This is a genomic window from Streptomyces sp. SAI-135 (genome assembly GCF_029893805.1).
Classification (GTDB): Bacteria; Actinomycetota; Actinomycetes; order Streptomycetales; family Streptomycetaceae; genus Streptomyces.
This window is the reverse complement of sequence record NZ_JARXYP010000002.1, coordinates 8758674-8783604: the sequence shown is the minus strand read 5'-3', so window position 1 is coordinate 8783604 and position 24931 is coordinate 8758674. Positions and strand designations below refer to the sequence as shown.

General features: G+C 74.3%; 16 protein-coding genes. 3 read left to right on the top strand and 13 right to left on the bottom strand.

Annotated elements, in window-relative coordinates; all coding sequences use genetic code 11:
* Positions 1-59: 59 nt before the first annotated feature.
* From M2163_RS44265 to paaA, 9 genes are all read right to left on the bottom strand, one after another.
* Positions 60-1319 (bottom strand): aminotransferase class V-fold PLP-dependent enzyme, encoded by a 1260-nt coding sequence (locus tag M2163_RS44265; RefSeq protein ID WP_280896912.1) that lies wholly within the window; start codon positions 1317-1319, stop codon positions 60-62.
* Positions 1316-2164, bottom strand: a complete 849-nt coding sequence (locus tag M2163_RS44260) for an alpha/beta fold hydrolase (RefSeq protein ID WP_280896911.1) — start codon at positions 2162-2164, stop codon at positions 1316-1318. Before M2163_RS44260 ends, M2163_RS44265 begins: the two co-directional genes overlap by 4 nt.
* Positions 2154-3002 carry a tryptophan 2,3-dioxygenase family protein gene (locus M2163_RS44255; RefSeq protein ID WP_280896910.1) on the bottom strand — a complete coding sequence of 283 codons (849 nt, stop codon included), beginning with the start codon at positions 3000-3002 and terminating at the stop codon, positions 2154-2156. The genes M2163_RS44260 and M2163_RS44255 overlap by 11 nt, the downstream gene beginning before the upstream one ends.
* 25 nt (positions 3003-3027) lie before the next feature.
* On the bottom strand, positions 3028-3804 hold the full coding sequence (locus M2163_RS44250; protein ID WP_280847206.1) for an SDR family oxidoreductase: 777 nt from the start codon (positions 3802-3804) through the stop codon (positions 3028-3030).
* Positions 3805-3880: 76 nt separating this feature from the next.
* A complete protein-coding gene (locus M2163_RS44245; RefSeq protein WP_280896909.1) occupies positions 3881-5059 on the bottom strand; it encodes a 2Fe-2S iron-sulfur cluster-binding protein in 1179 nt (392 codons plus the stop codon).
* Positions 5060-5067: 8 nt separating this feature from the next.
* Complete coding sequence (gene paaD / locus M2163_RS44240; protein WP_280897422.1) at positions 5068-5535, bottom strand: 1,2-phenylacetyl-CoA epoxidase subunit PaaD; 468 nt, start codon at positions 5533-5535, stop codon at positions 5068-5070.
* A gap of 77 nt (positions 5536-5612) precedes the next feature.
* Positions 5613-6404: a 1,2-phenylacetyl-CoA epoxidase subunit PaaC gene (gene paaC, locus M2163_RS44235; RefSeq protein WP_280897421.1), complete on the bottom strand. Its 792-nt coding sequence runs from the start codon at positions 6402-6404 to the stop codon at positions 5613-5615.
* Between the two features lie 10 nt (positions 6405-6414).
* A complete protein-coding gene (paaB, locus tag M2163_RS44230) occupies positions 6415-6726 on the bottom strand; it encodes a 1,2-phenylacetyl-CoA epoxidase subunit PaaB (RefSeq protein WP_280847208.1) in 312 nt (103 codons plus the stop codon).
* The gene (gene paaA, locus M2163_RS44225) at positions 6723-7691 is read right to left on the bottom strand and encodes a 1,2-phenylacetyl-CoA epoxidase subunit PaaA (protein WP_280897420.1); all 969 of its coding nucleotides are present in this window, start codon (positions 7689-7691) and stop codon (positions 6723-6725) included. Before paaA ends, paaB begins: the two co-directional genes overlap by 4 nt.
* A 375-nt stretch (positions 7692-8066) precedes the next feature.
* Here paaA and M2163_RS44220 point away from each other — a divergent pair, with 375 nt between their 5' ends.
* The 3 genes from M2163_RS44220 to M2163_RS44210 all read left to right on the top strand — a co-directional run bounded on the left by M2163_RS44220 (position 8067) and on the right by M2163_RS44210 (position 10823).
* Entirely contained in the window at positions 8067-8315 is a 249-nt protein-coding gene (locus tag M2163_RS44220; protein ID WP_280847209.1) for an acyl carrier protein, read from the top strand.
* A complete protein-coding gene (locus M2163_RS44215; RefSeq protein ID WP_280896908.1) occupies positions 8315-9799 on the top strand; it encodes an AMP-binding protein in 1485 nt (494 codons plus the stop codon). The genes M2163_RS44220 and M2163_RS44215 overlap by 1 nt, the downstream gene beginning before the upstream one ends.
* A 157-nt stretch (positions 9800-9956) precedes the next feature.
* The gene (locus tag M2163_RS44210; protein WP_280896907.1) at positions 9957-10823 is read left to right on the top strand and encodes an enterobactin synthetase; all 867 of its coding nucleotides are present in this window, start codon (positions 9957-9959) and stop codon (positions 10821-10823) included.
* 49 nt (positions 10824-10872) lie between these two features.
* Here M2163_RS44210 and M2163_RS44205 read toward each other — a convergent pair whose 3' ends face one another.
* The 4 genes from M2163_RS44205 to M2163_RS44190 all read right to left on the bottom strand — a co-directional run bounded on the left by M2163_RS44205 (position 10873) and on the right by M2163_RS44190 (position 24921).
* Positions 10873-11070 (bottom strand): antitoxin, encoded by a 198-nt coding sequence (locus M2163_RS44205; protein ID WP_280847212.1) that lies wholly within the window; start codon positions 11068-11070, stop codon positions 10873-10875.
* A 67-nt stretch (positions 11071-11137) separates the two neighbouring features.
* On the bottom strand, positions 11138-12367 hold the full coding sequence (ccrA, locus tag M2163_RS44200) for a crotonyl-CoA carboxylase/reductase (RefSeq protein ID WP_280896906.1): 1230 nt from the start codon (positions 12365-12367) through the stop codon (positions 11138-11140).
* Between the two features lie 28 nt (positions 12368-12395).
* Positions 12396-16220, bottom strand: coding sequence for a beta-ketoacyl synthase N-terminal-like domain-containing protein (locus tag M2163_RS44195; protein WP_348542167.1), 3825 nt, complete (start codon positions 16218-16220; stop codon positions 12396-12398).
* A gap of 55 nt (positions 16221-16275) precedes the next feature.
* The gene (locus M2163_RS44190; RefSeq protein ID WP_280896904.1) at positions 16276-24921 is read right to left on the bottom strand and encodes a non-ribosomal peptide synthetase; all 8646 of its coding nucleotides are present in this window, start codon (positions 24919-24921) and stop codon (positions 16276-16278) included.
* Positions 24922-24931 lie beyond the last annotated feature (10 nt).

Below are 24931 nucleotides of genomic sequence, written 5' to 3'. Positions count from 1 at the left end.
GCCGCTCGTAGTAGGCGTTGAGGGCGTGGGCACACGCATCTCCTCCCCCAACGGTCAGGTCAGGGCACGGGACCTGTGGTGGGTGGTGCGGGATTGTAGGCGGCCCTCTCGGTGAGGTCGCGCAGGCGTGATGCGGCGGTGAGCATGTCCCGGTGGCTGGTGTAGAGGGCGTTGACGCCGAGGCGGAGCAGGTCGGGTGCGCGCATGTCCGCGATGACCCCGCTCTCCGCGAGGGCGACGGCCAGGCCGCGGGCGTGGGGGTGGCGGAGGGTGACCTGGCTGCCGCGGCGGGTGGGGTCGGCGGGGGTGACCGGGGTGAAGCCCAGGGGGGTGAGGAGTTCTTCGGCGCAGTGCAGGAAGAATCCCGTCAACGACAGGCTCTTGGTGCGGAGTAGGGCCAGGTCGACGCCGTCGAAGGCGGTGAGGGCCGCTTCCAGGGCGAGCAGGGACAGGATCGGCGGGGTGCCGATGCGGGCGCGGGCGATGCCGGGGGCAGGGGTGTAGGAGTCGGCGAGGGCGAAGGGGTCGGCGTGGCCGGTCCAGCCCGGCAACGGGGTTTCCAGCGCGGGGTGGTGGCGTCGGGCGACGTAGAGGAAGGCGGGAGCGCCGGGGCCTCCGGAGAGGAACTTGTAGCCGCAGCCGACCGCCAGGTCCACGCCCAGGCCGTCGACGTCCAGGGGCAGGGCGCCGGCGGCGTGGCACAGATCCCACAGTGCCAGGGCCCCGGCGTCGTGCGCGGCCCGGGTCAGCGTCCGCATGTCGTACAGCTCGCCGGTGCGGTAGTCGACGGGCGAGTAGCTGACGGCGGCGACCCGTTCGCCCTCGGCTGCGAGGAAGTCCGGAAGGTCCCGCGGGCGCACATGCCGTACCTCCAGGTCCCGGCGGCGGGCGACCGCGTCGGCGAGGTAGCGGTCGGTCGGGAAGTGCCCGGGGTCGGTGACCAGCAGGGGGCGGTCCGGGCGGAGCGCGGCGGCGGCGTCGAGGGCGGTGAACAGCTGCACGCTGGTGGAGTCGCCCGCGATCGTCTGCCCAGGCTCGGCCCCGATGAGCCTTCCCACGGCGTCGCCGACGCGCAGCGGCGCCTCCCACCAGCCGGCCGCGTTCCAGGAGCCGATGAGTCCGGTCGCCCACTGGCGCCGTACGACGTCGTCCAGGGCCGCCGGCACGGCGGCGGGCAGCGGGCCCAGGGAGTTGCCGTCGAGGTACACGACGTCCGGCGGGAGCAGGAAGCGGGACCGGAGGTCGGCCAGGGGGTCGTCGGTGTCGAGCTGTGCCGCCTGCTCGTGCAGGGTGGCGGTTGCGGAGAGTGCGGTGGTCATCGGTGTGCGGCCTCCTCGTGCGTGCGGCCGGCGTATGCCGGGAAGTGGGCGGCCGCCATGTCCCGGAGGGTGTCGGCGACCGCGCGGGCGCCGGGTGCGCCGGGTTCGATGAGGGTGTAGTGGCCGGTGCCGGGCAGAACGACCGTCCTGAGGTCCCGGTGCACGGCCGTGTAGTCGCTGAACTGCGTGAGGGGGACCTCCTCGTCCGCGGCGCCGTGCAGGAGAACCGTGGGAACGCCGGTGGTTCCTGTGTCGCGCAGCAGGGTGAGGGGGTCCACCTCGGGCAGACGTGCGGTGAAGTGCTCTTCGCCGCCCAGGAGTTGCAGGGCGGCGTCGTTGCTGAGGCGGTCGCGGCGGGTGGCGGTGAGGTCGGTGATCGGAGCGAGGGCGAGCACGGCCGTCGGCAGGGTGCGGGAGTGCCAGCGGGAGCCGGGCGGCAGCAGGTGCCGGGCCGCGCACCACAGGGCCAGGTGCCCGCCGGAGCAGTGGCCCGCTAGGACGTAGGGGCGCCCTTCGGGCAGCGTGTCGACGATGCGGGCGATGTCGTCGAAGGTCTCGGGGTAGCCGCCCGCGCCGCCGGACCGTCGGAAACCTGGGAGCAGGACGTCGAACCCTTGCGTCGAGAGCCAGGCCGCGAACGGGGTCAGGTGCATCCGGTCGTAGCGCCAGTAGCCGCCGTGCAGGAGGATCACCCGCGGGGCGTCCGGGTCCTCGGACGGCCAGGCGTCGTAGGACTGGTGGGGATGGTCGCCGTAGCGGCCGTGCACCGGGGCCAGGACCGGCTTCAGGCTCAGGACCCGTCGCTCCTCCTCGGCGGCGAAGGCGGAGATCGTCCTAGACGTCACCGCGCACCTCCCACAGTTCGGGGAAGACCGGCCGAGCCGCGCGCTGTTCGAGCCAGGCGAGTCCGGCGGATCCGGCGCTGCCCGGTTTCGCTCCCATGGCTCGGCGGACCACCAGGACGTGGTCGAACCGCCAGCGGGTGACGAGTTCGGCGATGTCGGTGAGCAGTTCGCCCAGCGCGAGGTGGGGGTGGTGCTGCGGTCCGGCGTAGACGCGCCTCCAGGTCTCCACGACGCCGGGGTCGCTGTCGTAGGGGCAGGTCACGTCCCGTTCGCGGACGTGGGCCGGGACCGGCAGGCCCTGGCGGTGCAGGTAGGCCAGCACGTCGTCGTACAGGGACGGTTCGCGGTAGGTCTCGGCGAGTGCCTCGTGGACCGCCGGGTCGCCGCGGTGGGCGCGCAGCAGTCCGGCGGACTTGTCGCCGAGGAGGAACTCCATGTGCCGGTACATCGCCGACTGGAAGCCGGAGGCCCGGCCGAACGCCGCCCTGAAGCCGTTGAACTGGGCGGGGGTCAGGGCAGCGATGGGCGCCCAGGCGCCGTTCAGAGCGGTCAGCGCGCGGCGGCTGCGCACCAGCGCGTCCATGGCGGCGGGCAGGTCGTCCTTGACGAAGGCGACCTTGGCGGTACGCCACTCGTGCACGATCAGGGTGAACCACAGCTCCATCACCTGCGTGGTGACGAGGAAGCCCATCTCGTCCGGGGCCTCGGTGAGCGGGTGCTGGAGCGTGTTGAGGACCGAGGCGTGCACATACGTGTCGTAGGGGCTGGCGCCCTCGAAGGGGCAGGTCAGGGTGGAGTCGGTGGCCGGTGCGTCGAGGGTGGTCGTGCGGTCGTTCATCAGGTCTCCTAGGGGTGCGGAGGGGTCACACACCGAGGTGGGCGCCGCCGGAGGCGTCGATCCACTGACCGGTCACCCAGCGGGCGTCGTCGCTCGCGACGAAGGAGACGACGTCCGCGATGTCCACCGGGTCGCCGAGCCGGCCGAAGGTCGAGGCCTCGGAGTAGCGGCGGCGGATCTCCGGGACGGCCAGGGTGGGGTTGATCTCCGTCTCGGTGTAGCCGGGTGCGACGGCGTTGACGGTGATGCCCCGCGGGCCGAGCTCCTGGGCCAGGGAGAGGGTGAGGTAGTCGAGGGCGGCCTTGGTCATGGTGTAGGAGACGATCGCCGGGAAGGCGACACGGGTCGCGACGGAGGAGATGTTGACGATCCTGCCGCCGTCGCGCAGGCGGTCCAGGCCGCGCTGGATGATGAAGAACGGCGCCTTGGTGTTGACGGCGAAGACGCGGTCGTAGTCGGCCTCCGTCACCTGGGCGATCGGGCGGGGAACGGTGATGCCCGCGTTGTTGACGAGGATGTCCAGGCCCGCCGGGGCGTCCTGCTGTGCCAGGGCGTCGTCGAACGCGGACCACAGGGTGTCGGCGTCGCCGGGGACGCCGAGTTCGGCGTGGACGGGGAAGGCACGGCCGCCGTCGGCCTGGATCTCCTTGACGGTCCGCTCGGCTGCCGTCAGGTCGTGGCCGTAGTGGACCGCGACGAGGGCGCCTTCGCGGGCGAGGCGGTGACTGATGGCTCTGCCGATGCCCCGGCTGCCTCCGGTGACCAGGGCGGTCTTCCCCGTGTGGCGGGCGGTGGCGGTCATCGTGGGTCTCCTTCGCTGCGGGGTGGCGTGGCAGTGGCGATCGGGTCTCGACGTCGAACGTGGTCCCGGATGCGCCTCAGGCGTCGAAGTCGAGGGTGATGTCCGGAGTGCGGGGCCTGGCGCGGCAGACGAGGGTGTAGCCGGCGGCGCGTTCGCGGTCGTCCAGGGCGTGCTGGCCGTCCGCCGTCACCTGTCCGGCCACGACCTTCGCGCGGCAGCTGCCGCAGACGCCCTCCCGGCAGGCGTAGGGCACGTCGGGGTGGCTGCGCAGCAGTGCGTCGAGCAGGACCGGGTCGTGCGGCAGGACGGTGGCGGCACGGCGGCGCCCGTCGAGCAGGGCGGTGACCCGGTACTCCCCCGCCCCCGGTGCCTGCCCGGCCGGCTCCGGCGCGCGTGGCGGTGTGCCGTCGGAGGTGAACAACTCCCAGCGGACCAGCGAGGGATCGACCCCGCGGTCGGCCAGGACGTGCCGCGCGGTGGCGACGAGGCCGGGCGGTCCGCACAGGGCGAACGTGGTGTCCGGGCCCGGCCGGGCGTCCACGGCCGCCAGCAGCCGGCGCACTCCGGACGCGTCCAGCCGCCGTGCGAGGGGACCGCCCCCGCTCCCCCGGTCCTCCCGCGTCAGGACGTACAGGACGGTGAGCCGGTCGACGAACTCGTCCTTGAGCTCGGCCAGTTCATCGGCCAGCACGGCGTCGGCGGAGGTGCGCACCGAGTGGACCAGGCTGACGCGGCAGGCCGGATCCCGGCGCAGCGCGTGGGCGGCCATCGGGGCCAGGGGGGTGATGCCGGTGCCGCCCGCGAGGAGCACGTGGTGGGCACCCGGCAGCCGCGGCAGGGCGAAGGTGCCGGTGGGCGCGGAGAGTTCGAGGCGTGCGCCCGGTGCGAGCCGGGTGGTGGCGTACTCGCCGAAGCCGCCGGGACCGGAGCGTTTGATCACCAGGCGGAGGGCCGTGGGGGTGTGCGGTGGGGGGCAGATCGAGTAACTGCGGCGCAGTTCGGTGCCGGAGGTGCCGGAGGTGCCGGAGGTGCCGGAGGTGCCGGAGGTGCCGGAGGCCTGCCGGTGCCGGACGACGACGTGCCGGCCGGGGTGGTGGGCGAAGACATCACGCAGGCCGGTGGGTACGTGCAGGGTGACGGCGACCGTGTCGGCGCTCAGGTGACGGACCTCGGTGACGTCCAGCGGGTACCAGCCGGTGCGGCGGGGCGGACCGGCCGGTGCCTCGTCGAGGAGGGCGGGCGGGGCGGTGTTCACGGTGTGCCTCACAGCGCGGTCAGGTGGGGGAAGGGCTCGCGGCACGCCGTGCACCACAGCACCGACTGACAGCGGGCCGGTCCGAAGGTGCTGTGCGGCCGGGTGGCCCGTGAGCCGCAGTGCGGGCAGGGCACGGCACCCAGCGCGACGGGGACGGGACTTGCGGGTGCCGGGGTCACGGGTGGGGCGATGCCGTGGGCGGTGAGGGTGCGCCGGCCCTCGGGGGTGATGCGGTCCGTCGTCCAGGGCGGCGTCAGGACGTGCCGGACACGGCCGTCGGGGTGGCCGCAGGCCGTCAGGACCTCCCGCACCGCGGCGGTGATCTCGGGCAGCGCGGGGCAGCCGAGGTAGGTGGGCGTGATCTCCACCTCCAGTACGCCGTCGGCGGCGGGGGCGACACGGCCCACGACGCCGAGGTCGCCGAGGCCGATCACCGGCAGTTCCGGGTCCGGGATGGCGGCCACCCGCTCGCGCACCTCCTGGGCGGAGCGGCGGGCTGTGACCGGTGCGGGTGCCGGTACGGGGCTGAATCCGGGTGCGGGCGTGGGTGCGTTCACCAGGCGCCTCCGGGGAACTGACGCCGTACGGACTGGAGTTCGGCGATCAGGGGGCCGAACTCCTCGGTGTGCAGACCCGCGCGGCCGCCGGTGGCCGACCAGAGGGGGGTGGGCACGGTGAGTCCCGCCTCGGTGACGACGTCGGTGACCTGCCCGAGCCACGTGTCACGCAGGGGCGCCGGGGAGGGCACGGTGCCGGACGCGGCCAGGCGGCGCAACACGTCGTCCTCCTCGAAGAGTTCGCCGGTGTAGGGCCACACCCGCTCCAGGGCGTGTCGCATGCGGCACGCGCTCTCGGCGGTGCCGCGTCCGAGCGTCACCGTCCAGCGGTCGGCGTGCAGCCGGTGGAAGGCGACCTCCTTGGCGGCCCGGGCCCCGAACGCGGCGAGCTCGGGGTCGGCGCAGTGCGCGAGGCTCTCGTAGGAGAGGACGGCGTAGTGGGTGTAGGCGAGTTGCCGGGCCACGGTCACGGCGAAGTCACCGTTGGGCAGCTCGGTCAGCAGGGCGTTGGTGAACTCGCGCTCCGAGCGGGCGTAGGCGAAGTCGTCCTCGGTGCGGCCGGTTCCGTCGAGGCGGCCGGCGCGGGTGAGCAGCGCGCGGGCGTGGCCGATCAGGTCGAGGGCGATGTTGGACAGGGCCAGGTCCTCGTCGATGGTCGGCGCGCGGGTGATCCACTGGCACAGCCGCTGCGCGAGGACGAGCGCGTCGTCGCCGAGGCGCGTCAGGTGCCGGGCCAGATCGGGGTCGGCGGCGGACGGCGGCGCGTCCGGCAGGGTGCCGGGACGCACCGCCACAGCGTCACTCGTCGTGCTCACCTTCGGGGCCTTTCTCGGTCAGCGGCGCGTAGTGCTCGGGGTAGCGGTACGGCTTGTGGCGGGCGCCCGCGAAGTACGGGTCGCGTTCGTCCGGGGAGGCCGTGTGCACGGCGTCGGAGCGGACCACCCACAGCGACAGGGGCTCACCCCTGCGCGTGTACAGGTCGCGGGCGGCGGCCAGTGCCGCGTCCGGGCCGACGGCACGCACCGATCCCACGTGCTGGTGTGCCAGGCCCCTGCGGGCGCGCAGGAACACCTCCCAGGACGCCGGCGCGCCCTCGCCTGCCGCGCTCATGCGGCCGCTCCCCGCGGCTCGTCCGTCCTCGCGGCGTGGGCGACGGCGGCCTCCCTGACCCAGGCGCCGTCCTCGTGCGCGGCCAGGCGGTTCGCGATGCGCTGCCGCGCCCAGTGCGTGTCGTCGCCCAGGGCCTTGCGGTAGGTGTCCCAGTCCACGGGCGTGAAGTCGTAGTGGCCGCGCTCCTCGTTCCAGCGGATCGCCGGGTCGGGCAGCGTCAGGCCGAGGCGCTCGGCCTGCGGGACGCAGGTGTCGACGAAACGCTGGCGCAGTTCGTCGTTGGTGTGCCGCTTGATGCCCCAGGCCATCGCGCGGCGGGAGACCGCGGCCCCCAGCGCGGCGGTCCGCGCGTCGGCGCCGCCCGCCTCGGTGTCGGGCGGTCCGAACATCAGCGCCACGGCCGGCAGCCACCAGCGGTTCACCGCGTCCTGCGCCATCGCCTTCTGCTCCGGGGTCCCCTGGCACAGGGCGCGCATCAGGTCGTAGCCCTGGCGCACGTGGAAGGCCTCCTCCTGGCAGACGCGGCGCATCGCCCGGGCGTAGGGCCCGTAGGACGTACGGCACAGGGGTGCCTGGTTGATGACGGCGGCGCCGTCCGTCAGCCAGGCGATGGCGCCGGTGTCCGCCCAGGTCAGCGCGGGATGGTTGAAGGTGGCCGAGGCGCGCTGCCGGCCGTGGTGCAGGGCGTCCAGCAGGTCGGCGCGGTCCACGCCGAGCGTCTCGGCCGCGGAGTACAGGTACAGGCCGTGGCCCGCCTCGTCCTGCACCTTGGCGAGCAGGACCGACTTGCGGTGCAGGGACGGGGCGCGGGTGAGCCAGGCGCCCTCGGGCTGCATGCCGATGATCTCGGAGTGGGCGTGCTGGGCGATCTGACGGACCAGCATGCGGCGGTAGCCGTCGGGCATCCAGTCGCGCGGTTCGATCGTCTCGCCGTCGGCGATGAGCGCGTCGAAGTGGGCGAGCAGGTCGTCCTCGTTCGCGCCGGCAGAGGCCGTGGTGGTGGTCGACGCGGTCACCGGGCACCGCCCGGACGTGCGGTGACCGTCGCGACGGTGTCGTGCTGCGGGCACCGTCGCCGGGGCCGGACCCGTACCGGCTGCCTGGGCACGCACATCACTCCTTCGGTTCGACGACCGCCCGCGCGGGGCGCCGGGCGGAGCGGGTGGCTTCGTTGCGGTAAGAGGCCGGGCGGGCGGCCCGGCTATCCCCGGCACACCGGGTTCGGGCGCGTGACAAAGCTCACGGGGCGGTCCGGGGAGTGCGGCCGCCCGCGGCGGCCTCTTGACGAGGTGACAGTCGTAGACCGCGGCGGCCGGCACGCCGAGGCGAAAGGGGAAACCATGAGCACCATCAGGGAGTTGCTGGTCGAACTCACCGGCACCGTCGAGTACGCCGACCGGATCAACGACGACGCCGACCTGGCCGCCAGCGGCATCGACTCCGGGGACCTGGTGCGCCTGGTCCTGCTGGTCGAACAGCGGCTCGGGGTCGAGATCACCGCCGAGGACATGGAGGAGCTGCGCACGATCGGTGACTACGAGCGTTTCGTGGCCGAGCGCGCGGGCGCCGGCGCGAGCGGCGGTGCGTGATGTGGCTGACGCAGCTGCTGGAGCGCAACCGCCAGTGCCGGCCCGGACGTGTCGCGCTGGTGGACGACGAACGCAGCGTCACCTGGGCCGAGCTGCACGACCGTACGCTGCAATTGGCGCTCGGTCTCGCGGAGTTGGGCATCGGTCGGGGTGACCGGGTGGCCGTGCTCTCCAAGGACCGGATCGAGGTCCTGGAGAGCTACTTCGCGCTGGCCCGCCTCGGCGCCCTGTTCGTGCCGCTCAATCACAGCCTCGCCGAGCCCGAGGTCGCCGGGATCGTCGAGCGGGTCGGCGCGGTGGCCGTCCTCGGCGAGTCCGAACTGCTGGACCGCCACGCCCGTCTGCCGAAGTCGGTGCGTCTGCGGGTCGCCTTCGACAAGCCCGCCTTCGCGGCGCTGGGCACCCTGGCCGAAGAGCGGGAGCTGCCGGACGTCGCCGACACCGACCCGATCGCCGTACTGCACACCTCGGCGACCACCGGGCAGGCCAAGGGGGTGACGGTCGACAGCGCGTCGTTCCGCGCGATCGCCCTCGGCTGGCTGGTGATGGCCCGCCCCACCGACGACATCGTCATGGTCAACTGCTGCCCGCTGTACCACGGCAGCATGGTCGTCTCCCTCACCTACCTGGCGGCCGGCGCGACGATCGTGCTGATGCCCGGGTTCACCCCGCAGCGGGCGCTGTCGGCGGTGGAGCGGCACCGCGCCACCCACATGTGGCTGGTCCCGCAGATGCTGCGCTTCATGCTTCAGGCGAAGGCGTCCGGGCGCACCGACCTGTCCTCCCTGCGGGAGGTGCTGTACGGGGCCGCCCCCATGCCGCTCGACGTCTACGCCGACGCGGTCGAACGGCTCGGCTGCGGCTTCCGGCAGGTGTACGGCATGACCGAGGTGGGCGGCCCGTTCGTCACGCTCGGTCCCGACGAGCACCCCGCGCCCGGGGACGTGACCGCCCGCATCCCGTGCGGACGGGTCGTGCCGGGCATGTCCGCCCGTGCCGTCGACGAGGCCGGCCGGGAACTGGCGCCCGGCGAGATCGGCGAGATCGTGGTGCGCGGGCCGGGCGTCATGCAGGGCTACTGGAACGATCCCGAGGCCACGAGCGAGATCACCCGCGACGGCTGGATCAGGACCGGTGACCTCGGTTTCATGGACGGCGAGGGCCGCATCAGCCTGGTGGACCGCACCAAGGACGTGATCATCCGCGCGGGTCAGAACGTCTATCCCTCCGAGATCGAGCGTGCCCTGATGACCCACCCGGCCGTCCGGGACGCGGCGGTCGTCGGTATGCCCGACGAGGACTACGGCGAGGTGCCGCTGGCCTACGTCGCCCTGGAGGCGGGCGCGGAGCCGAGCGCCGCGGAGTTGCTCGCTCACGTGGCGGGGCTGCTGGCGCCGTACAAGCGGCCGCGCCGGGTGGAGTTCATCGAGCAGGTGCCGCGCAATCCCGCCGGCAAGATCATCAAGAAGCTGTTGCGGGTATGAGCGCGCGCGAGGGCGTCCGGCGATGACCGAGCGCCCGACCCCGACCGGGCCGGCCACGACGCGGACGCCGTGGCCGGCCCGGCTTGGTGTGGAGCATCTGTCGGCGGTTCAGGGCTACGGGCTGCCTGTGCGGCCGGGCCGGACTGGAGGGGAGCCGATGTCGACGGCTGAGGGCTCCGGGAGACCTGCGTGGCCGGGCCGGGACGACGAGGAGCCGATATCGACGGCTCAGCGCTCCGGGAGACCTGTGTGGCCGGGCCCGGCCGGCGAGGAGCCGATATGGGCGGCTCAGGGCTCCAGCAAGCCTGTGTGGCTGGGCCGGGACGTCGACGAAGAGCCGCAGCACCGTGGCAAGCCGTTGCCGGGGCGGCTGGGCGGGGACCTGGCCGCGCTGGGTCCGCTCCTTCTCGCCGCCGGGCTCGGGCTCGGTGTCGCGGCCGTCTCCGAACCGGGTGCGGAACCTGCCGGACCCGCCGAGGCGGCCGCCGCGGCGCCGATGCCGGAGCAGCGGCGGCGGGAGTTCCTGGCCGGCCGGCGGGCCGCCCGCAGGGCCCTGCGGGCGGTGGGGCTGGACTGCGGTGAGATCCCCCGGTCGGGGCGCCTGCCGGTGTTCCCGCCGGGCCGGGCCGCGTCGATCTCGCACAGTGCGGGGATCGCCGTCGCCGTTGCGCCCGATCCCGGTCTCCCACTCCCCGCCGGCTGTGACCTGGAGCTGCGGCCCCTCCCCCGAGCGGCGGCCCGTCTGGTGCTGTGCGCGGACGAGGAGCCGTTGCTCGCCGTCTGGTCGGTGACCGCGTTGTTCTCCGCGAAGGAATCGGCCTGGAAGGCCCTCGCCATGGCGGAGGGGGGTCTGCGGGACTTGCGGGCCTCGTCCTGCGGGGACGGGCTGCGTGTCTGCCTGCGCGCCGATCCCGGGCGCGCCGTGCGGGTGCGGATCGTGCCCATCGAGGCGGCGTTCGGAACGGCGATCGGGGCGGCGGGAGTCTTCAGCTATGTGACCGGCCGGGACGCCGCCCGCGGCTGACAGGAAGCCGCCCGTCCCCGGGGGTACCGGGGACGGGCGGGGCGACGGGTCAGCGCTCCGGCGTCGTGCCGCCGTCCTGGTAGGAACGCCGCACCGCGTCGGCCGCCTTGTCGGTCTGGGCGTCGTACTTGTTGCCCGTGCGCTCGTCGACCATGCGTTCGGCGCCCGAGACGCCCTTGTCCGCCTGGTCGGGGTGGCCCTTGGCCATCGCCTTGGCCTTGTTCATCATGTCGCCGAGCTTGCCCATGGGGGGTACCTCCAGGAGGTCGCGTGCGTCGTACCCCGCCGCGAGTACCCCTCAGGCCGAGGACGAATCACCCCAGGTCGCCCACCCGGGCCGCCATGTTGCCCGCCGGGTGCCGGTTGTCGTGGATGAGCTGGTGGGCGAGGCCGATCTCGTCGAAGTCGAAGGTGCGGGACAGACACGGATCGATGATCCCCTGGTCGATCAGCCGGGTGACCTCACGCGCTTCCCGTGCCGTGGCGACGTGCGAGCCCTGGAGCCGCTTCTGCCGCATCCACAGGAAGCGCAGGTCGACGTCGCCGTTGTAGCCGGTGGTGCCGCCGCAGAGCACGACCATGCCGCCGTTGTCGCACAGGTACAGGGAGGTGGGGATGGTGTCGGCGCCGGAGTGCTCCAGCACGATGCGGGGGCTGCGCCGCTCGCCCAGCACCTCCCAGAAGGCCCGTCCGAAGGCCCTGGCTCCCGACAGCCAGCGTGCCGTCGCCGCGTCGTCGGAGGTGTCCGGAAGCCGCCCCCAGTGGTCGAACCTCCGCCGGTCGATGAATCCCTCGGCGCCCAGCTTGAGGCAGAACTCTCCCCGTTCCTCGCTGGAGACGACCGCGACGGGGATGCCGCCGACGTGCCGGACGAGCTGGATGGCGATGCAGCCCAGTCCGCCGGCGCCGCCCCAGATCAGCACCGGGTCGCCGGGGCGGACGGTGTGCGGCGGCCAGCCGAAGAGCTGGCGGTAGGCGGTGGCGGCGGTCGCCATGTAGCAGGCGGCCTCCGCCCAGGACAGGCGTGCGGGCTTGGGGTGGCACATGTAGTCGTCGACGACGGCGAACTGCGCGAACGAGCCGTAGTTCTCCTCGTATCCCCACACGCGCTGGCTGGCGGACCAGGTGGGGTCGCCGCCGAGGCGGATGTCCTCGGCCTTCTCGTCCCAGCGGTTGGCGAGGACGACGACCTCGTCGCCGAGCTCCACTCCGCGTACGTCCTCACCGACCGCCCACACGATCCCGGACAGGTCGGAGCCGCCGATGTGGAAGTCCTCGGTGGCGCCCGCCTTCTGCCGGGCGGCGATCACGTCGAGCGGTGAACCGAGGGCCGCCCAGACGTTGTTGTAGTTGATGCCGGCCGCCATCACCTTCACCAGGACCTGTCCGCGCCCCACGGGCGGGACGTCGACCACCTCGGTACGGAAGGCGTCGACGGGCTGTCCGTAGCGCTCACGGCGGATGAGCGAGGCGTACATCCTCTTCGGAGCGGTGCCGATCTCGGGGGCGTCACCGAGTTCGTAGAGGTCCTGGGTCGCTTGCACGCTGGTTCTCCTCGTCGCGTCGCGGGTTTCACGGGGAAGGGGGTGTGCAGGCGCGGTCGCCGAGGCCGCGCAGTGCCTTCGCGACCGCTTCGCCGATGCGGGCGATGGGTTCGGGTTCGGTCATCTCGTAGTGGCCGCAGGGCACGAGGTGGTCGTGGAGGGTTCCGTCGACGTGGGGCCGCCAGCTGTCGGCCTTGCCGGGCAGTACCGCCAGGTCCGCCGGGTGTTCGGTGTGCTGCTCCTCGGCGGCGCTGAAGAACAGCACGTCACCGCGGTAGGTGCCGGGGGCGAACTGGGGTGCGATGCGCAGGTTGTTGCGCATGACGGCGGCGATGGTGGCAGCCTCCTCGCGGGTGACGGGGACGCTCGCCGGGTCGGCCGAGACCCGGGTGTCGATCCGGTCCAGGACGGTCTCCACGGGTGCACCGTCGACGTCGAGTCCGGCCACCCTGGACAGCAGGGCCGCGACCTGGCGTTCTGCGGCCTCGGCGTCGTGGGCGGTGCCGTGCGGCTGGGGCGCGTCGAGCATGGCGAGGAGCTCGACCTGCTCGCCGTCGCGTTGCAGGGCGCAGGCCATGGCGTGGGCGACGAATCCGCCGTAGGACCAGCCCAACAGCCGGTAGGGGCCCCGGGGTTGCACCTCGCGTACCAGGTCGAGGTAGTGGGCGACCATGGCGGCGGCGTCCGGTGCGGGCGGCCGGGTGCCGTCGAGGCCGGCGGCCTGGATTCCGTACACGGGCTGGTCGCCGCCGAGGTGGGGCAGCAGGCCCGTGTAGCGCCAGGCGACTCCCGCGCCGGGGTGGACGCAGAACAGGGGGGCGGCGGTGCCCTCGGCGCGCAGGGGCAGCAGCGGGCCGAGCGCGGAGGAGCCGGCCTCCGGGGTCTGCCCGTCCGGCTGGCCGGCCGCGGCGAGGACTCCGGCTACGGTGGGCGCGGCCAGCAGGGTCGCCGCCGGGATGTCGAGGACACCGGTCTGGCGCAGCCGGCCGGCCAGCAGCACGGCGCGCATCGAGTCGCCGCCGAGGTCGAAGAAGTTGTCGTGCACCCCGATGCCGCCGATGCCGAGGGTCTCCTCCCAGAGCCGGGTCACCTCCCGTTCGCGGTCGTCGCGGGGCGGTACGTGCTCGGTCGTCAGCCGGGGCCGGGGGGCGAAGCCGGGGCCTGCCGCTGTCGTGGTGTCGTCGGAGGGGGCGGGCTCCGTCCGGGCGCCGGGCGCGTCGATCCAGTGCCGGTGGCGCTCGAAGGCGTACGGCGGCAGCGGCACCCGCCGGGGCGCGCCCGGCACCGGGGGCAGGGCGCTGTCCACGCCCGCGCTCCACAGCCGTCCCAGCGCTTCGGCGAGGACGAACCCGTCGGACGCCTCGGCCTTCGCGTGGCGCATGGTGGTCACGGCCACCGGTGTGTGGTCGGTCAGGCGGCCTGCGGCCAGCTTGGTCAGGGTGTCCCCCGGCCCGATCTCCACGAGGACGGGGTGCAGGCGGTCCCACAGGGCGGTGATGCCGTCGGCGAACCGCACGGTGTCGCGGGTGTGGGCCAGCCAGTGCCTGACGGAGGTGGCCTGGGCGTCGGTGACCCAGGTGCCGGTGACGTTGGTGACGTACGGGATGCGCGGCGGGCGCAGGGTGACCTGGCGCAGGTGGGTCTCGTAGGCCGGCAGGACCGGGTCCAGGACGTGCGAGTGGGCCGCGACGGGGATGCGCAGGCGGCGGAACGGGATGCCGCGGCGGGTGAGTTCGGCTTCGAAGCGGGTGACGGCGTCGAGGTGTCCGGCGACGGTGCAGGCGCTGGGGCCGTTGACGGCGGCGAGGGACAGGTCGGCGTCCAGCAGGGGCCGGATCTGTTCGGCCGGGGCGGCGACACCGACGGTGGCTCCGCCGGCGGAGCTGATGAGCCGGATGCGTTCGGTGACCAGGGGCAGCATGTCGGCGAGGTCGATGACGCCGGCCAGGCAGGCGGCGGTGTACTCGCCGAGCGAGTGGCCGATCAGCGCGTCCGGTCGCACGCCCGACTCCATGAGCGTGCGGGCCAGGGCGTACTCGGTGACGACCAGCCCGAGGAAGGCGGAGGTGTCGTCGGGCCGTTGCTCCTCGAAGAGGGCGGTGCGCAGGTCGGTGCCGAGGACGGGCCGCAGGATGCGGGCGCACTCGTCGACGGTGTCGCGGTAGACGGCCTGGTCGCGGTACAGCTCCTTGCCCATGCCCGGGTACTGGGTGCCGCCGCCGGGCAGCAGGAACGCCACGCGGGCCGGGTCGTCGGCGAGCGGCGGGGTGGCCGGGGCCGAGGAGCGCAGCGCGTCCAGGGCCTCCTCGCGGGTGGCCGCCGTGACGGTGAGCCGGTGGCGCAGTGCGGGCCGGTCGGTGCGCAGGGAGTGGGCCACGTCGTCCAGGCGCAGGCCGGGCCGGCGTTCGAGGTGCCGGGCGAGTGCCGACGCCTGGCCGCGCAGGGCGCCGGCGGTGCGCGCCGACAGCGGCAGCACCAGGCGGCGGCCGTCGTGGGGCGGGCGGGACGTGGCGGCAGGTGGGCGGGGGGCTTCCTCCAGGATGACGTGGGCGTTGGTGCCGCCGATGCCGAACGCGCTGACGGCCGCCCGGCGGGGGTGGTCGCCCTCGGGCCACTCCTCCAGTGCGGTCGGCACGCGGAAGAGGCTCGCGTCGAAGTCGATGAGCGGGTTGGGCCGGTCGAAGTGCAGGCTCGGCGGGATCTGCCGGTGTTCCAGGGCCAGGACCGTCTTGATGAGTCCGGCGATGCCGGCGGCGGCTCCGAGGTGGCCGATGTTGGTCTTGACCGAGCCGAGCGCGCAGAAGCCGGTCCGGTCCGTGCTGTGCCGGAAGGCTTCCGTCAGGGCGGACACCTCGATGGGGTCGCCGAGTTTGGTGGCGGTGCCGTGCGCCTCGATCAGGCCGATGGTGGCGGCGTCGACCTCGGCCTGGGCCTGCGCGGCGAGGATGACCTCGGTCTGTCCGGCGGCGCTGGGTGCACTGAAGCCGACCTTGCGCCGGCCGTCGTTGTTGACGGCGCTGCCTCGGATGACGGCGCGGATGCGGTCGCCGTCGGCCAGGGCGTCCTCGAGCCGCTTGAGTACGACGGCTCCCACGCCGTCGCCGGAGGAGGTGCCGGCGGCGTCCGCGGCGAAGGCACGGCAGTGCCCGTCGGGCGAGAAGGGTCCGTCGGGTACGTGGCGGTAGCCCAGTACGGCGGACGGGTTGAGGGAGACGGCGGCGGCGAGCGCGGTGTCGCAGCGGTGGTCGAGCAGGTCCTGGCAGGCGGTGTGCACGGCGACCAGCGCGGTGGAGCAGGCGGTCTGCAGGGAGACGCTGGGCCCGGTGAGGCCCAGTTCGTAGGAGACGCGGGTGGCGAGCGTGCCGAGGGAGTTGGCGGTGGCGGCGTGGACGAGCGCCACCGAGCCGGGCTGTCCGGCGTAGCGGGGGTGGACGTGGGCGGGGTAGTAGCGGCTGTCACCGGCTCCCGCGTACACGCCGAACGCCTCCCCCGCGCGGTCGGCGCCGAGGCAGCCGGCGTCCTCCAGGGCGTGGTAGGCCGTCTCCAGCAGCACCCGCTGCTGCGGGTCGACGACGGCGGCCTCGGCGGGGCTGTAGCCGAAGAAGCCGGAGTCGAAACGGTCGATGCCGTCGACGACGGACGCCTTGCGGACCAGTGCCGGGTCGTCGAGGTCGCGCGGGTCGCCGCCGGCGGCGAGGAACTCCTCGTCGGTGACGGGCCGTACGGACTCCCGCCCGGCCGCGAGGTTGTCCCAGAAGGCGTCGAGGTCGTCGGCGCCGGGGAAGCGGCCCGCCATGCCGATGACGGCGACGGCGGGCAGGTCGTCGTCGTGGGGTGCGGTGGTGTCGTGCACGGCCTGTGCCTCGTCCTCTCCCGGTTCGGTGGTGTACGGGGTGCTGTCGGTCCGCTCACGCACGGCGGTGGTCCTTGCCCTGGCGGGCGGTGCGGCGGGCGCGGGCGGCACGTTGCCGGCGGGCCTGTTCCCTGGCGCGGTCCAGGCCGTCGACGCTCTCCGGCCCGGAGGCCGCTTCGATGTCGGCCACGGGGCCCGCACCGGTGGCCGCCAGGTGGCGGGCCAGGTCGCGGACGGTGGGGTGCGCGAACAGGTCGACGACGGACAGTTCGCTGCCGAAGGCGCGGTTGACGGCGCTCTGCGCGGTGACCAGGAGCAGCGAGTTGCCGCCCAGGTCGAAGAAGTTGTCGTCCAGGCCCACCCGGTCACGGTCCAGGACCTCGCGCCACACCTGGGCCAGCCGGCCCTCCAGGCGCCGCAGGTCCTCTTCCGTCCCGGGCTCGTCCGGACGGACGCCGGTGCTGCCCGCCGAGCACAGCGTCCACGCGTCGTCGGACAAGCCGGCCGCCCGCGCGCCGGCTGCCGCGGCGCGGTACAGGGCGCCCAGGTCGGTGCCGTCCTCCAGGCCGACGCGAGCGGTCAGGCGCCGGGTCTGGCGCACGGGGGCCACGACGTGGCTGCCCACCCAGGGGGCGGTGCGGTCGGCGCCGATCAACAGGTGCGGTTGGTCCAGGGTGCGGGCGAACTCGAACGAGCGCAGCGCGGCGGGCGCATCGAGCAGACGGTAGCCCCGGGCCTCGGTGAGGGCGGTGAGACCGTAGCCGCGGCTCATGCCGCGCTCGCGCCACATGCTCCAGGCCAGTGACTGCGCGGGCAGGCCGAGGCTGCGGCGGTACGCGGCGAGGGCGTCCAGGTAGGCGTTGGCGGCGGCGTACGCGGCGTTCATGGCGCCGCCGAAGAAGCCGTTGACCGAGGAGAAGGTGACGAAGGAGACGTGCGGGTGGTCGGCGGTGAGCCGGTGCAGCGTCCACGCGCCGCGCACCTTCGCCTCCAGCGCCCGGCGCCAGGTGGTGGTGTCCAGGTCGCCCACGGGCCGTTCCACGAGCGTGCCGGCCAGGTGCAGCACTGACGTCAGGGGCACGCCCCAGTCCTCGGCGGCGGCCTCGACGGCGGCCCGCACCTGGTGTTCGTCGGTGACGTCGGCGCGGGCGTAGCGGACCTCACCGCGTTCGCGCAGCGCCGGCAGGGCTTCGGCCTCGTCCTCGGGGGTGCGGCCGAGGACGAGCAGCCGGGTGCCGGGGGTGCGCAGCAGGTGGGCGGCGATCTCGGTGCCGACCCCGCCGAGGCCGCCGGTGATCAGGGTGAAGCCGTCCCGCGCGGCCGGTTCGGCGCGGGCGGGGGTCTCGGGCAGGGGGGCGAGGCGGCGTACGTACCGGTGTCCGTCGCGGTAGGCGATGTCCGCGCCGTCGTCGGTGGCCGTCGTCTCGGCCGCGAGGACGGGCAACGGGTCCATGGCGTCGTCGGCGGACAGGTCGAGGTGACGGGTGCGCAGCGCGGCGGACTCCTCGGCCAGCGACTTCAGCAGGGCCGCGGCCATGGCGTGCGCCGGTGCGGGCCGGTCGCCGGGGCGCACGGCCTGGGCGCCCGCCGAGACGTACACCAGGTCCACGGGGCGCTGCGGGCCGGGCCGTTCGGCGAGGACCCGGGCGAACGCCAGCAGCCTCTCCACGCCCGTCGTGTCGTTCGGCGCCACCGGCGGCTCGCCCGTGCCGCGGAGACCGTCGAGGTACAGGACGGCGTCGACGGGTCGCTCGTCGTCCGCCAACTGGCCCAGCATCGCGGCGTAGTCGGCGGTCTCCACGGGCCGGACCCGGTAGTGGGCGGCGTCCAGCCGCTCGTACGCGGTTGCCTCCTCGACCACCGTGCACAGGCCGCCCGCCGAACGCAGCGCCTCGGCGAGCCGCTCGGCGAGTGCGCCGACCTGCGGGTCGCCGCCCGCCAGGACGAGGGTGTGCCGGCCCGGCGCCACGGCGGGGGCGTCGGGTCGTTCCGTCCGCTGCCACACCGGGCGCAGGAACCAGTCGGGGACGGTGGCCGCGGTGCCCAGCAGCACCTGGGTGCGGCGCACCTCGTCGTCGAAGTCGCCCGCCTCGAAGCTCTTGCGCAGCTTGGTGCGCTGGATCTTGCCGATCTCCGTCTTGGGGACGGCGTCCCGCGGCACCGGGACGAGGAAGGCCGGGCTGACGCCGATCTCCCGGGTGACCTTGCCGGCGATCTCCCGCAGGGCGCGGGCCGGGTCGGCGCCGGCCTCGGGGGTCAGGTGCAGGAACAGGGCGAGTTCGTCGGTGGGTGAGGCGGGGTCGGTGCGCACCGCGACCGCGGCCGTGAAACTCCGCTCCGCGTAAGGGAGTTCCTCCACGCAGGCTTCGATCTCGTGGCTGTAGTGGTTGACGCCGTTGACGATGATGACGTCCTTGGCGCGGCCGGTGATGTAGAGCTCTCCGTCGCGCAGGAACGCCAGGTCGCCGGTGTCGAACCAGCCGTCGTCGGTGAACGCCTCCGCGTTGGCGGCCGGGTTGTCGTGGTAGCCACCGGTCACCGAGGTGCCGCGGACCTGGAAGCGGCCCGCCTCGCCCTCGGGCAGGACGGTGCCCTGTTCGTCGACGACCCGCATGGCGAACCCGGGGTAGGGGCGGCCGCAGCTCACGAACGTGCCCTCGCCCGGGACCGGTGCGGCGGGCAGGACGGCGTCGGTGACCACCGAGCAGGTCTCGGACATGCCCCAGCCGGGGTGCATCACGTCCTGCGGCAGGCCGAAGGGCTTCAGCGCGTGCAGGAAGCCGCGGGCCGCGGAGGCGACGACGACCTCGCCGGCGTTCATCACCAGCCGCATCGGCGACAGGTCCCAGTCACGGCCCGTGAAGCGGTGGGACTGTTCGGCCAGGAGCCCGAAGGCGAAGTTGGGTGCCCAGGTGACGGTGACCCGGTGCCGGTCGGCGAGGTCCATCCAGCGCAGCGGGTCCTGCAGGATCCAGGGGGTGGGGGCGTGGATCTGGCGGCAGCCCAGGTACACGTCGCGCAGGTGGAACATGACCACGCCGGTGACGTGGTCGAGGGGGATCCAGTTCAGGGAAACGTCGTCGGCGCCGAGGCCGTTGAGCTGCTCGGTGGCGGCCGAGCGGGTCAGCACGTTGCGGTGGGTGAGCCGTACCGCCTTGGGCAGGCCGGTGCTGCCGGACGTCATCAGCATCAGCATCAGGTCGTCGGGCCGGGCGGGGTACCAGTCGTGGTCCTCGGGCGCTGCGCGCAGCGCGTCGGCCGTGGTGATGCGCGGTCCGGGCCAGTCCTGCCGGGCGGCGACCTCGCGCAGCCCTGCCTCGCGTTCGGCGGAGCTGACGATCCAGGGCCGGCCGAGCATCCGCCAGATGCCCTCCAGCTTGGTCAGCGCCGCGGAGGGCGTGTCGTAGGAGGTGGGGACGGTCAGCGGGACGGCGACGAAGCCGCCGAGGACGCAGCCCCACAGCACGGCGAGGAAGTCCTCGGTGACGTCGCACTGGAGGATGACCTGGTCGCCCGGGCGCAGGCCGGCCCGGCGCAGCCCGGCCAGGACGCGGGACGCCTCGGGGATGAGGGAGGCGTAGCTGCGCCGGTGCTCGCTGCCGTCGGCGTGGACGTGGACGATGTCGCCCTTCTCGCGTGCGGCGGCGCGGCGCAGGGCCTCGGCCCAGCTGGGCACGGACGGCTCGCTCAGGGCGGGGCCCTCGCTGACGGCGGGGACTGCGCGGGCCGGCGCCGGGCGGGTGGTGGGGGCTGCCTGGGCGGGGCGGTCGGGCAGGCCGGTGTGGCGGCGTTCCAGTTCCTCGGGGGCGTTCTCCACCGCCACGTCGACGGATGTGACGCCGGGCAGCTCGGCCAGCCGCTCCCGCCAGGCCGTGGCCGCGGTCGTGTCGACGGTGGGCAGGGCCCGCAGCGCCGCGTTGTCGATGTTGCCGTCCTCGGTGCGGGGCAGGGCGTTGACGGCTGTGACCCGGACCGTGCCGTTGCCCGCACGGGCCAGGAGTTCCTCGACGCGTTCGGCGGCGTCGGGCCGCCCGGGCACCACGTACAGGCGGGCCGGGGAGTCGCCGTGGCCGGGCAGCACGTGGGCGTCGCGGATGCCGGGCACGGACCGGGCCGCGCCCGCGAGGTCGGCCGTGTCGGTCGTGGCCGGGACGGGGGTGCGCTCGGGAAGCGCGGGCAGCTGACCGAGACGGACGGCGGGGTCGGTGCTCACCGTGCGCAGGACGCCGTGCAGGGCGCGGGCGAACGCCTCGGCGGTCGGTGCGTCGTAGAGGTCGGTGGCGTACTCGACGTGCAGGGTCAGGCCGTCGGGGGCGCCCGCGGCATCCTGGCGCTGGAGGACGTCGACGAACAGGTCGAACTTGGCGGTGCCGGTGGCGGTGGGTCGCAACGGGGTGCGGGTGCCGTCGAGTTCGAGGACGGCGGGCGTGTTGTTCTGCAGGGCCAGCATCACTTGGAACAGGGGGTGCCGGCCGGGCGTGCGGGGCGGGTTGAGCTCCTCCACCAGCCGGTCGAAGGGCAGGTCCTGGTGGTCCAGGGCGGCCAGGTCGGCGGTGCGCAGCCGGGCGAGGAGGTCGGCGAAGGCGGGGTCGCCGGAGGTGTCGGCGCGCAGCACCAGGGTGTTGGTGATCAGGCCGATCAGGGGGTCGAGGCCGGGTTCGGTGCGGCCGGCGACGGGGGTGCCGAGGACGATGTCCTCGCCCGCGCCGCAGCGGGTGAGCAGGGCGCTGAGGGCGGCGTGCAGCACCATGAACAGGCTGGCGCCCTCGCGGTCGGCCAGGCGCAGCAGCGCACGGTGCAGCTCGGCGTCGACGGCGACTTCGACGTGCGCGCCCGCGCCGCTCGGTGCGGTGGGACGCGGCCGGTCGCCGGGCAGGGTGCATTCCTCGGGCAGGCCGTCCAGCGCGCCGCGCCAATGGCCGGTGAGCCGCTCCAGGCGGCCGGGGCCGTCCGGGCCGGGGGCGAGCAGGGCGCGCTGCCACAGCGCGTAGTCGGCGTACTGCACCGTCAGCGGGGCCCACTGCGGTGCCCGGCCCGCCCGGCGGGCCGCGTAGGCGGCGGACAGGTCGGCGGCGAAGGGGGCCAGCGACCAGCCGTCGGCGGCGCTGTGGTGCAGCACGAACAGCAGGACCCGGTCGCTGCCGGTGCCCAACAGCCAGGTGGCCAGGGGGCTTTCGGCGGTCAGGTCGAAGCGGCGGCGTGAGGCGGCACGGACGTGGGCGGCGATCTCCGCGGCGGGGCAGTCGACGCGCCGCAGCACCGGGCGCAGCTCTCCGGGCGGCAGGATGCGCTGGAAGGCCGACCCGTCCTGCTCGGCGATCACCGTGCGCAGGCTCTCGTGCCGGTCGGCCAGGTCCCCTAGGGCGGCCTGGAGCGCGTCGGGGTCGAGGCCGGCCCCGACGGGGACGATGAGCGGGATGTGGTAGGTGGCCGCGCCCTCGTCGAGCCGGTTCAGGAACCACATGCGTTCCTGGGCGAAGGACAGCGGCACCCGCTGCGGGCGGGCTGCGGCGCCGAGGACGGGCCGGGGCGGGGTGCCCTGCGTGCCCGCGGCGAGCCGTTCGGCGAGCGCGGCCGGGGTCGGCGCCTCGAACAGGGCGGTGATGGGGATCTCCGCACCGGTCCGCTGCCGCAGCCGGGCCAGCAGGCGGGTGGCGAGCAGGGAGTCGCCGCCGAGGTCGAAGAAGCGGGCGTCCACGCCCACGGAATCGCCCGGCAGGTCCAGCACGTCCTCGAACAGGGCACACACCAAACGCTGTGGGGCTGTCGCCGGCCGGGTGCCGGACGCGGCGGCGGTGAAGTCGGGGTCGGGCAGGGCCTGCACGTCGAGTTTGCCGTTCGCGGTCAGCGGCAGGGCGTCCACGAGGACGCAGGCGGCCGGGACCATGTGCTCGGGCAGGTGCGCGGCGGCGTGGGTGCGCAGGTCGGCGGGGGACACGGGTGCGTCGCCCGCGGGCACGGCGTAGGCGATGAGGTGCAGGGCGCCGTTGCCGGTGCGGCGGGGCACGACGGCGGCGCGGGCGACGCCCGGGTGGGCGGCCAGGACGGCCTCGATCTCGCCGGGCTCGACGCGGAAGCCGCGCAGCTGTATCTGGGCGTCGGCGCGGCCCACGTAGTCGAGGGTGCCGTCGGGGCGGCGCCGGGCCAGGTCGCCCGAGCGGTACATGCGGGTGCCGGGCGGGCCGTAGGGGTCGTCGAGGAAGCGTTCCGCGGTCTGCTCGGGACGGTCGAGGTAACCGGGGGCGACGCCGGCGCCGGAGACGTACATCTCCCCCGTCGCGCCCGGCGGCACCGGGCGCCCCTCGGGGTCCAGCAGGTGCACCCGCAGGTCGGCGAGCGGCCGGCCGATGACGCTGACGCGGCGCGGGTCGTCCAGGTCGGCTTCGGTGAGGCGGTGGTGGGTGACGTGCACGGTGGTCTCGGTGATGCCGTACATGTTCACCAGGGCCGGCCGGTCGAGGCCGTGCCGGTCGGCCCAGGGGCGCAGCCGCGCCGGGCGCAGGGCCTCCCCGCCGAAGACGACGTAGCGCAACGCCCCGCTGCCGCGGCCGTGTTCGAGGTCGGCGTCGATGAGCTGCTCGAACGCGGACGGTGTCTGGTTGAGGACGGTCACGCCCTCGCGGTGCAGCAGGTCGAGGAAGTCGCGCGGCGAGCGGCTGACGGCGTAGGGCACGACGACGATCCGGCCGCCGTGCAGCAGGGCTCCCCAGATCTCCCACACGGAGAAGTCGAAGGCGTAGGAGTGGAACAGCGTCCACACGTCGTCGGCCCGGAAGTCGAAGTGCTCGGCCGCGGCGGCGAAGAGGCGTACGACGTTGGCGTGCGGCACGGGTACGCCCTTGGGGCGGCCGGTGGAGCCGGAGGTGTGGATGATGTACGCGGTGTCGGACGGGCTGAGCGGGCCGTGCCGTTCGGTGGCGGTCAGGTCGGTGCCGGAGCGGCGGGCGAGATCCGCGGCCACCTGGGGGTCGTCCAGCAGCAGAGTGGGGACGGTGTCCTGGGCGAGGTGGGCGTGGGCGTGTTCGGTGACGAGGACGACGGGGGCCGCGTCCTCGACGACCAGCCGCAGCCTTCCGGTCGGCTGACCCGGGTCCAGGGGCAGGTAGGCGGCGCCGGTCTTCAGGACGGCCAGCAGGGCGGGCAGCAGCCGGATGCCGCGCTCCAGGGCGAGCGCCACGACCCGGCCGGGGCCCGCGCCGTGCTCGGTCAGCAGCCGGGCGATCCGGTTGGCCTCGGCGTTGAGCTCGGCGTAGGTGAGCCGTTCGTCGCCGTGGCTGACGGCCGTGCGCTCTGGTCCGGCCGCCGCCCGTTCCTCGAACAGCTCCGTGAGGGTCCGCCCGACCGGGTACGTGTGCGCCGGGGTGTCGCGGGGGTGTTCGCCCGGCAGCAGGAGGTCCAGGTCACCCAGCGGCGTCGCCGGGTCGGCCCCGCCCAGCAGGCGCAGCAGGGTGCAGAACCGGTCGCGGTGCAGCGCGAGTTCGTCCTCGTCGTACAGGGCGGGGTTGGCGTCGAGGGCCAGCCACAGTCCGCCGCCGCGCTGTCCGGGGCGCACCGAGATCTGCAGGTCGTCGACGGCTCCGCCGGACAGGTGGTGCCAGGTGGTGGGGTGCCCGCCGAAGACGGGGGACTCGTCGAACGGGACGATGTTCAGCACCGGTCCGTAGAGCCGGCGTCCGGTGCCCAGCAGGCCCAGGTCCCGGCGGAGGAACTCGCCGCGGTAGCGCTGGTGGCGGCGCAGGGCCCGCAGTTCGTCGGCGACGGCCCGGGCCAGCCCCCCGACGGTCGTCGCGGGGGCGGCGGCGACACGCAGCGGCAGGACGTCGGAGGCGGTGCCGGGGGTCCGCAGGGCGGCGCTGCCCAGCCGGCTCATCGTGGCCATGCCCAGCACCAGGTCGTGGGCCCCGGTCATCCGGTGCAGGTAGGCGGCGGTCGCCGCGGTCAGCAGGTCGGTGCGCTGAACCCCGAGGCGGGCGGCCGCGGTGTCCAGGGCAGCGGTCTCGGCGGGCGTCAGTTCGGCGGTGCGGCGCAGGAAGGGCGCGGTGGGTGGCGCCGTGCGGGCGGTGAGCCGGGCGGGTTCGGGCAGGTCGGCCAGGCGCTGCGCCCAGTGGTCGCGGTCGCGGGCGAAGCGGTCGGAGGCGAGGTAGGCCGCCTCCTCCTCCTGGAGCCGGCGCACCGGCGCGAAGGCGCACGGCTCCGGTTCCCGCTCCTCGGCCAGTGCGTTGTAGGTCTCGGCCAGGCGGCGCCCGAGGAGCTTGTAGCTGTAGCCGTCCAGCAGCACGTGATGGGCTCGCAGCAGCCACAGGTGCCGGTCCTCGGCGAGGGTCAGCAGGGTGTGCGCGAACAGAGGGCCCTTGTCGGGGTCCACCGGGGTCGCGAGGTCGGCGCGGACGTACTCCCACGCGGCGGCCTCCGGATCGGAGGCGCCGCTGACGTCGACCCGGTGCAGAGGCCAGTCGTCCGCGTCCGGTGCCGGGTGGCAGCGGGGGCCGTCGTCGGTGTCGGTGAACCGCAGGGCGAAGGTGTCGGCCTCGGCGACGACACGCCGCAGCGCGGTCTCGAACAGGGCGGTGTCGAGGGGCCCGTGGATCTCCACGGCCTCCGCGGTGTTGTACGCGGCGCTGTCCGGTGCGAGCCGTCCGGCGTACCAGAGACCCTCCTGGGCTCCGGACAGCGGTCGACGTGCGTCCTCCTGGAGTGACATAGCGCAACCC

Bases quoted from the DNA above. Each gene is read 5' to 3' on its own strand.
- M2163_RS44205 (WP_280847212.1), bottom strand. From the start codon at position 11,070: ATGGGCAAGCTCGGCGACATGATGAACAAGGCCAAGGCGATGGCCAAG.
- M2163_RS44250 (WP_280847206.1), bottom strand. From the start codon at position 3,804: ATGACCGCCACCGCCCGCCACACGGGGAAGACCGCCCTGGTCACCGGA.
- M2163_RS44190 (WP_280896904.1), bottom strand. From the start codon at position 24,921: ATGTCACTCCAGGAGGACGCACGTCGACCGCTGTCCGGAGCCCAGGAG.
- M2163_RS44265 (WP_280896912.1), bottom strand. From the start codon at position 1,319: ATGACCACCGCACTCTCCGCAACCGCCACCCTGCACGAGCAGGCGGCA.
- paaB (WP_280847208.1), bottom strand. From the start codon at position 6,726: ATGAGCGCGGCAGGCGAGGGCGCGCCGGCGTCCTGGGAGGTGTTCCTG.
- M2163_RS44220 (WP_280847209.1), top strand. From the start codon at position 8,067: ATGAGCACCATCAGGGAGTTGCTGGTCGAACTCACCGGCACCGTCGAG.
- M2163_RS44215 (WP_280896908.1), top strand. From the start codon at position 8,315: ATGTGGCTGACGCAGCTGCTGGAGCGCAACCGCCAGTGCCGGCCCGGA.
- M2163_RS44255 (WP_280896910.1), bottom strand. From the start codon at position 3,002: ATGAACGACCGCACGACCACCCTCGACGCACCGGCCACCGACTCCACC.
- M2163_RS44210 (WP_280896907.1), top strand. From the start codon at position 9,957: ATGTCGACGGCTGAGGGCTCCGGGAGACCTGCGTGGCCGGGCCGGGAC.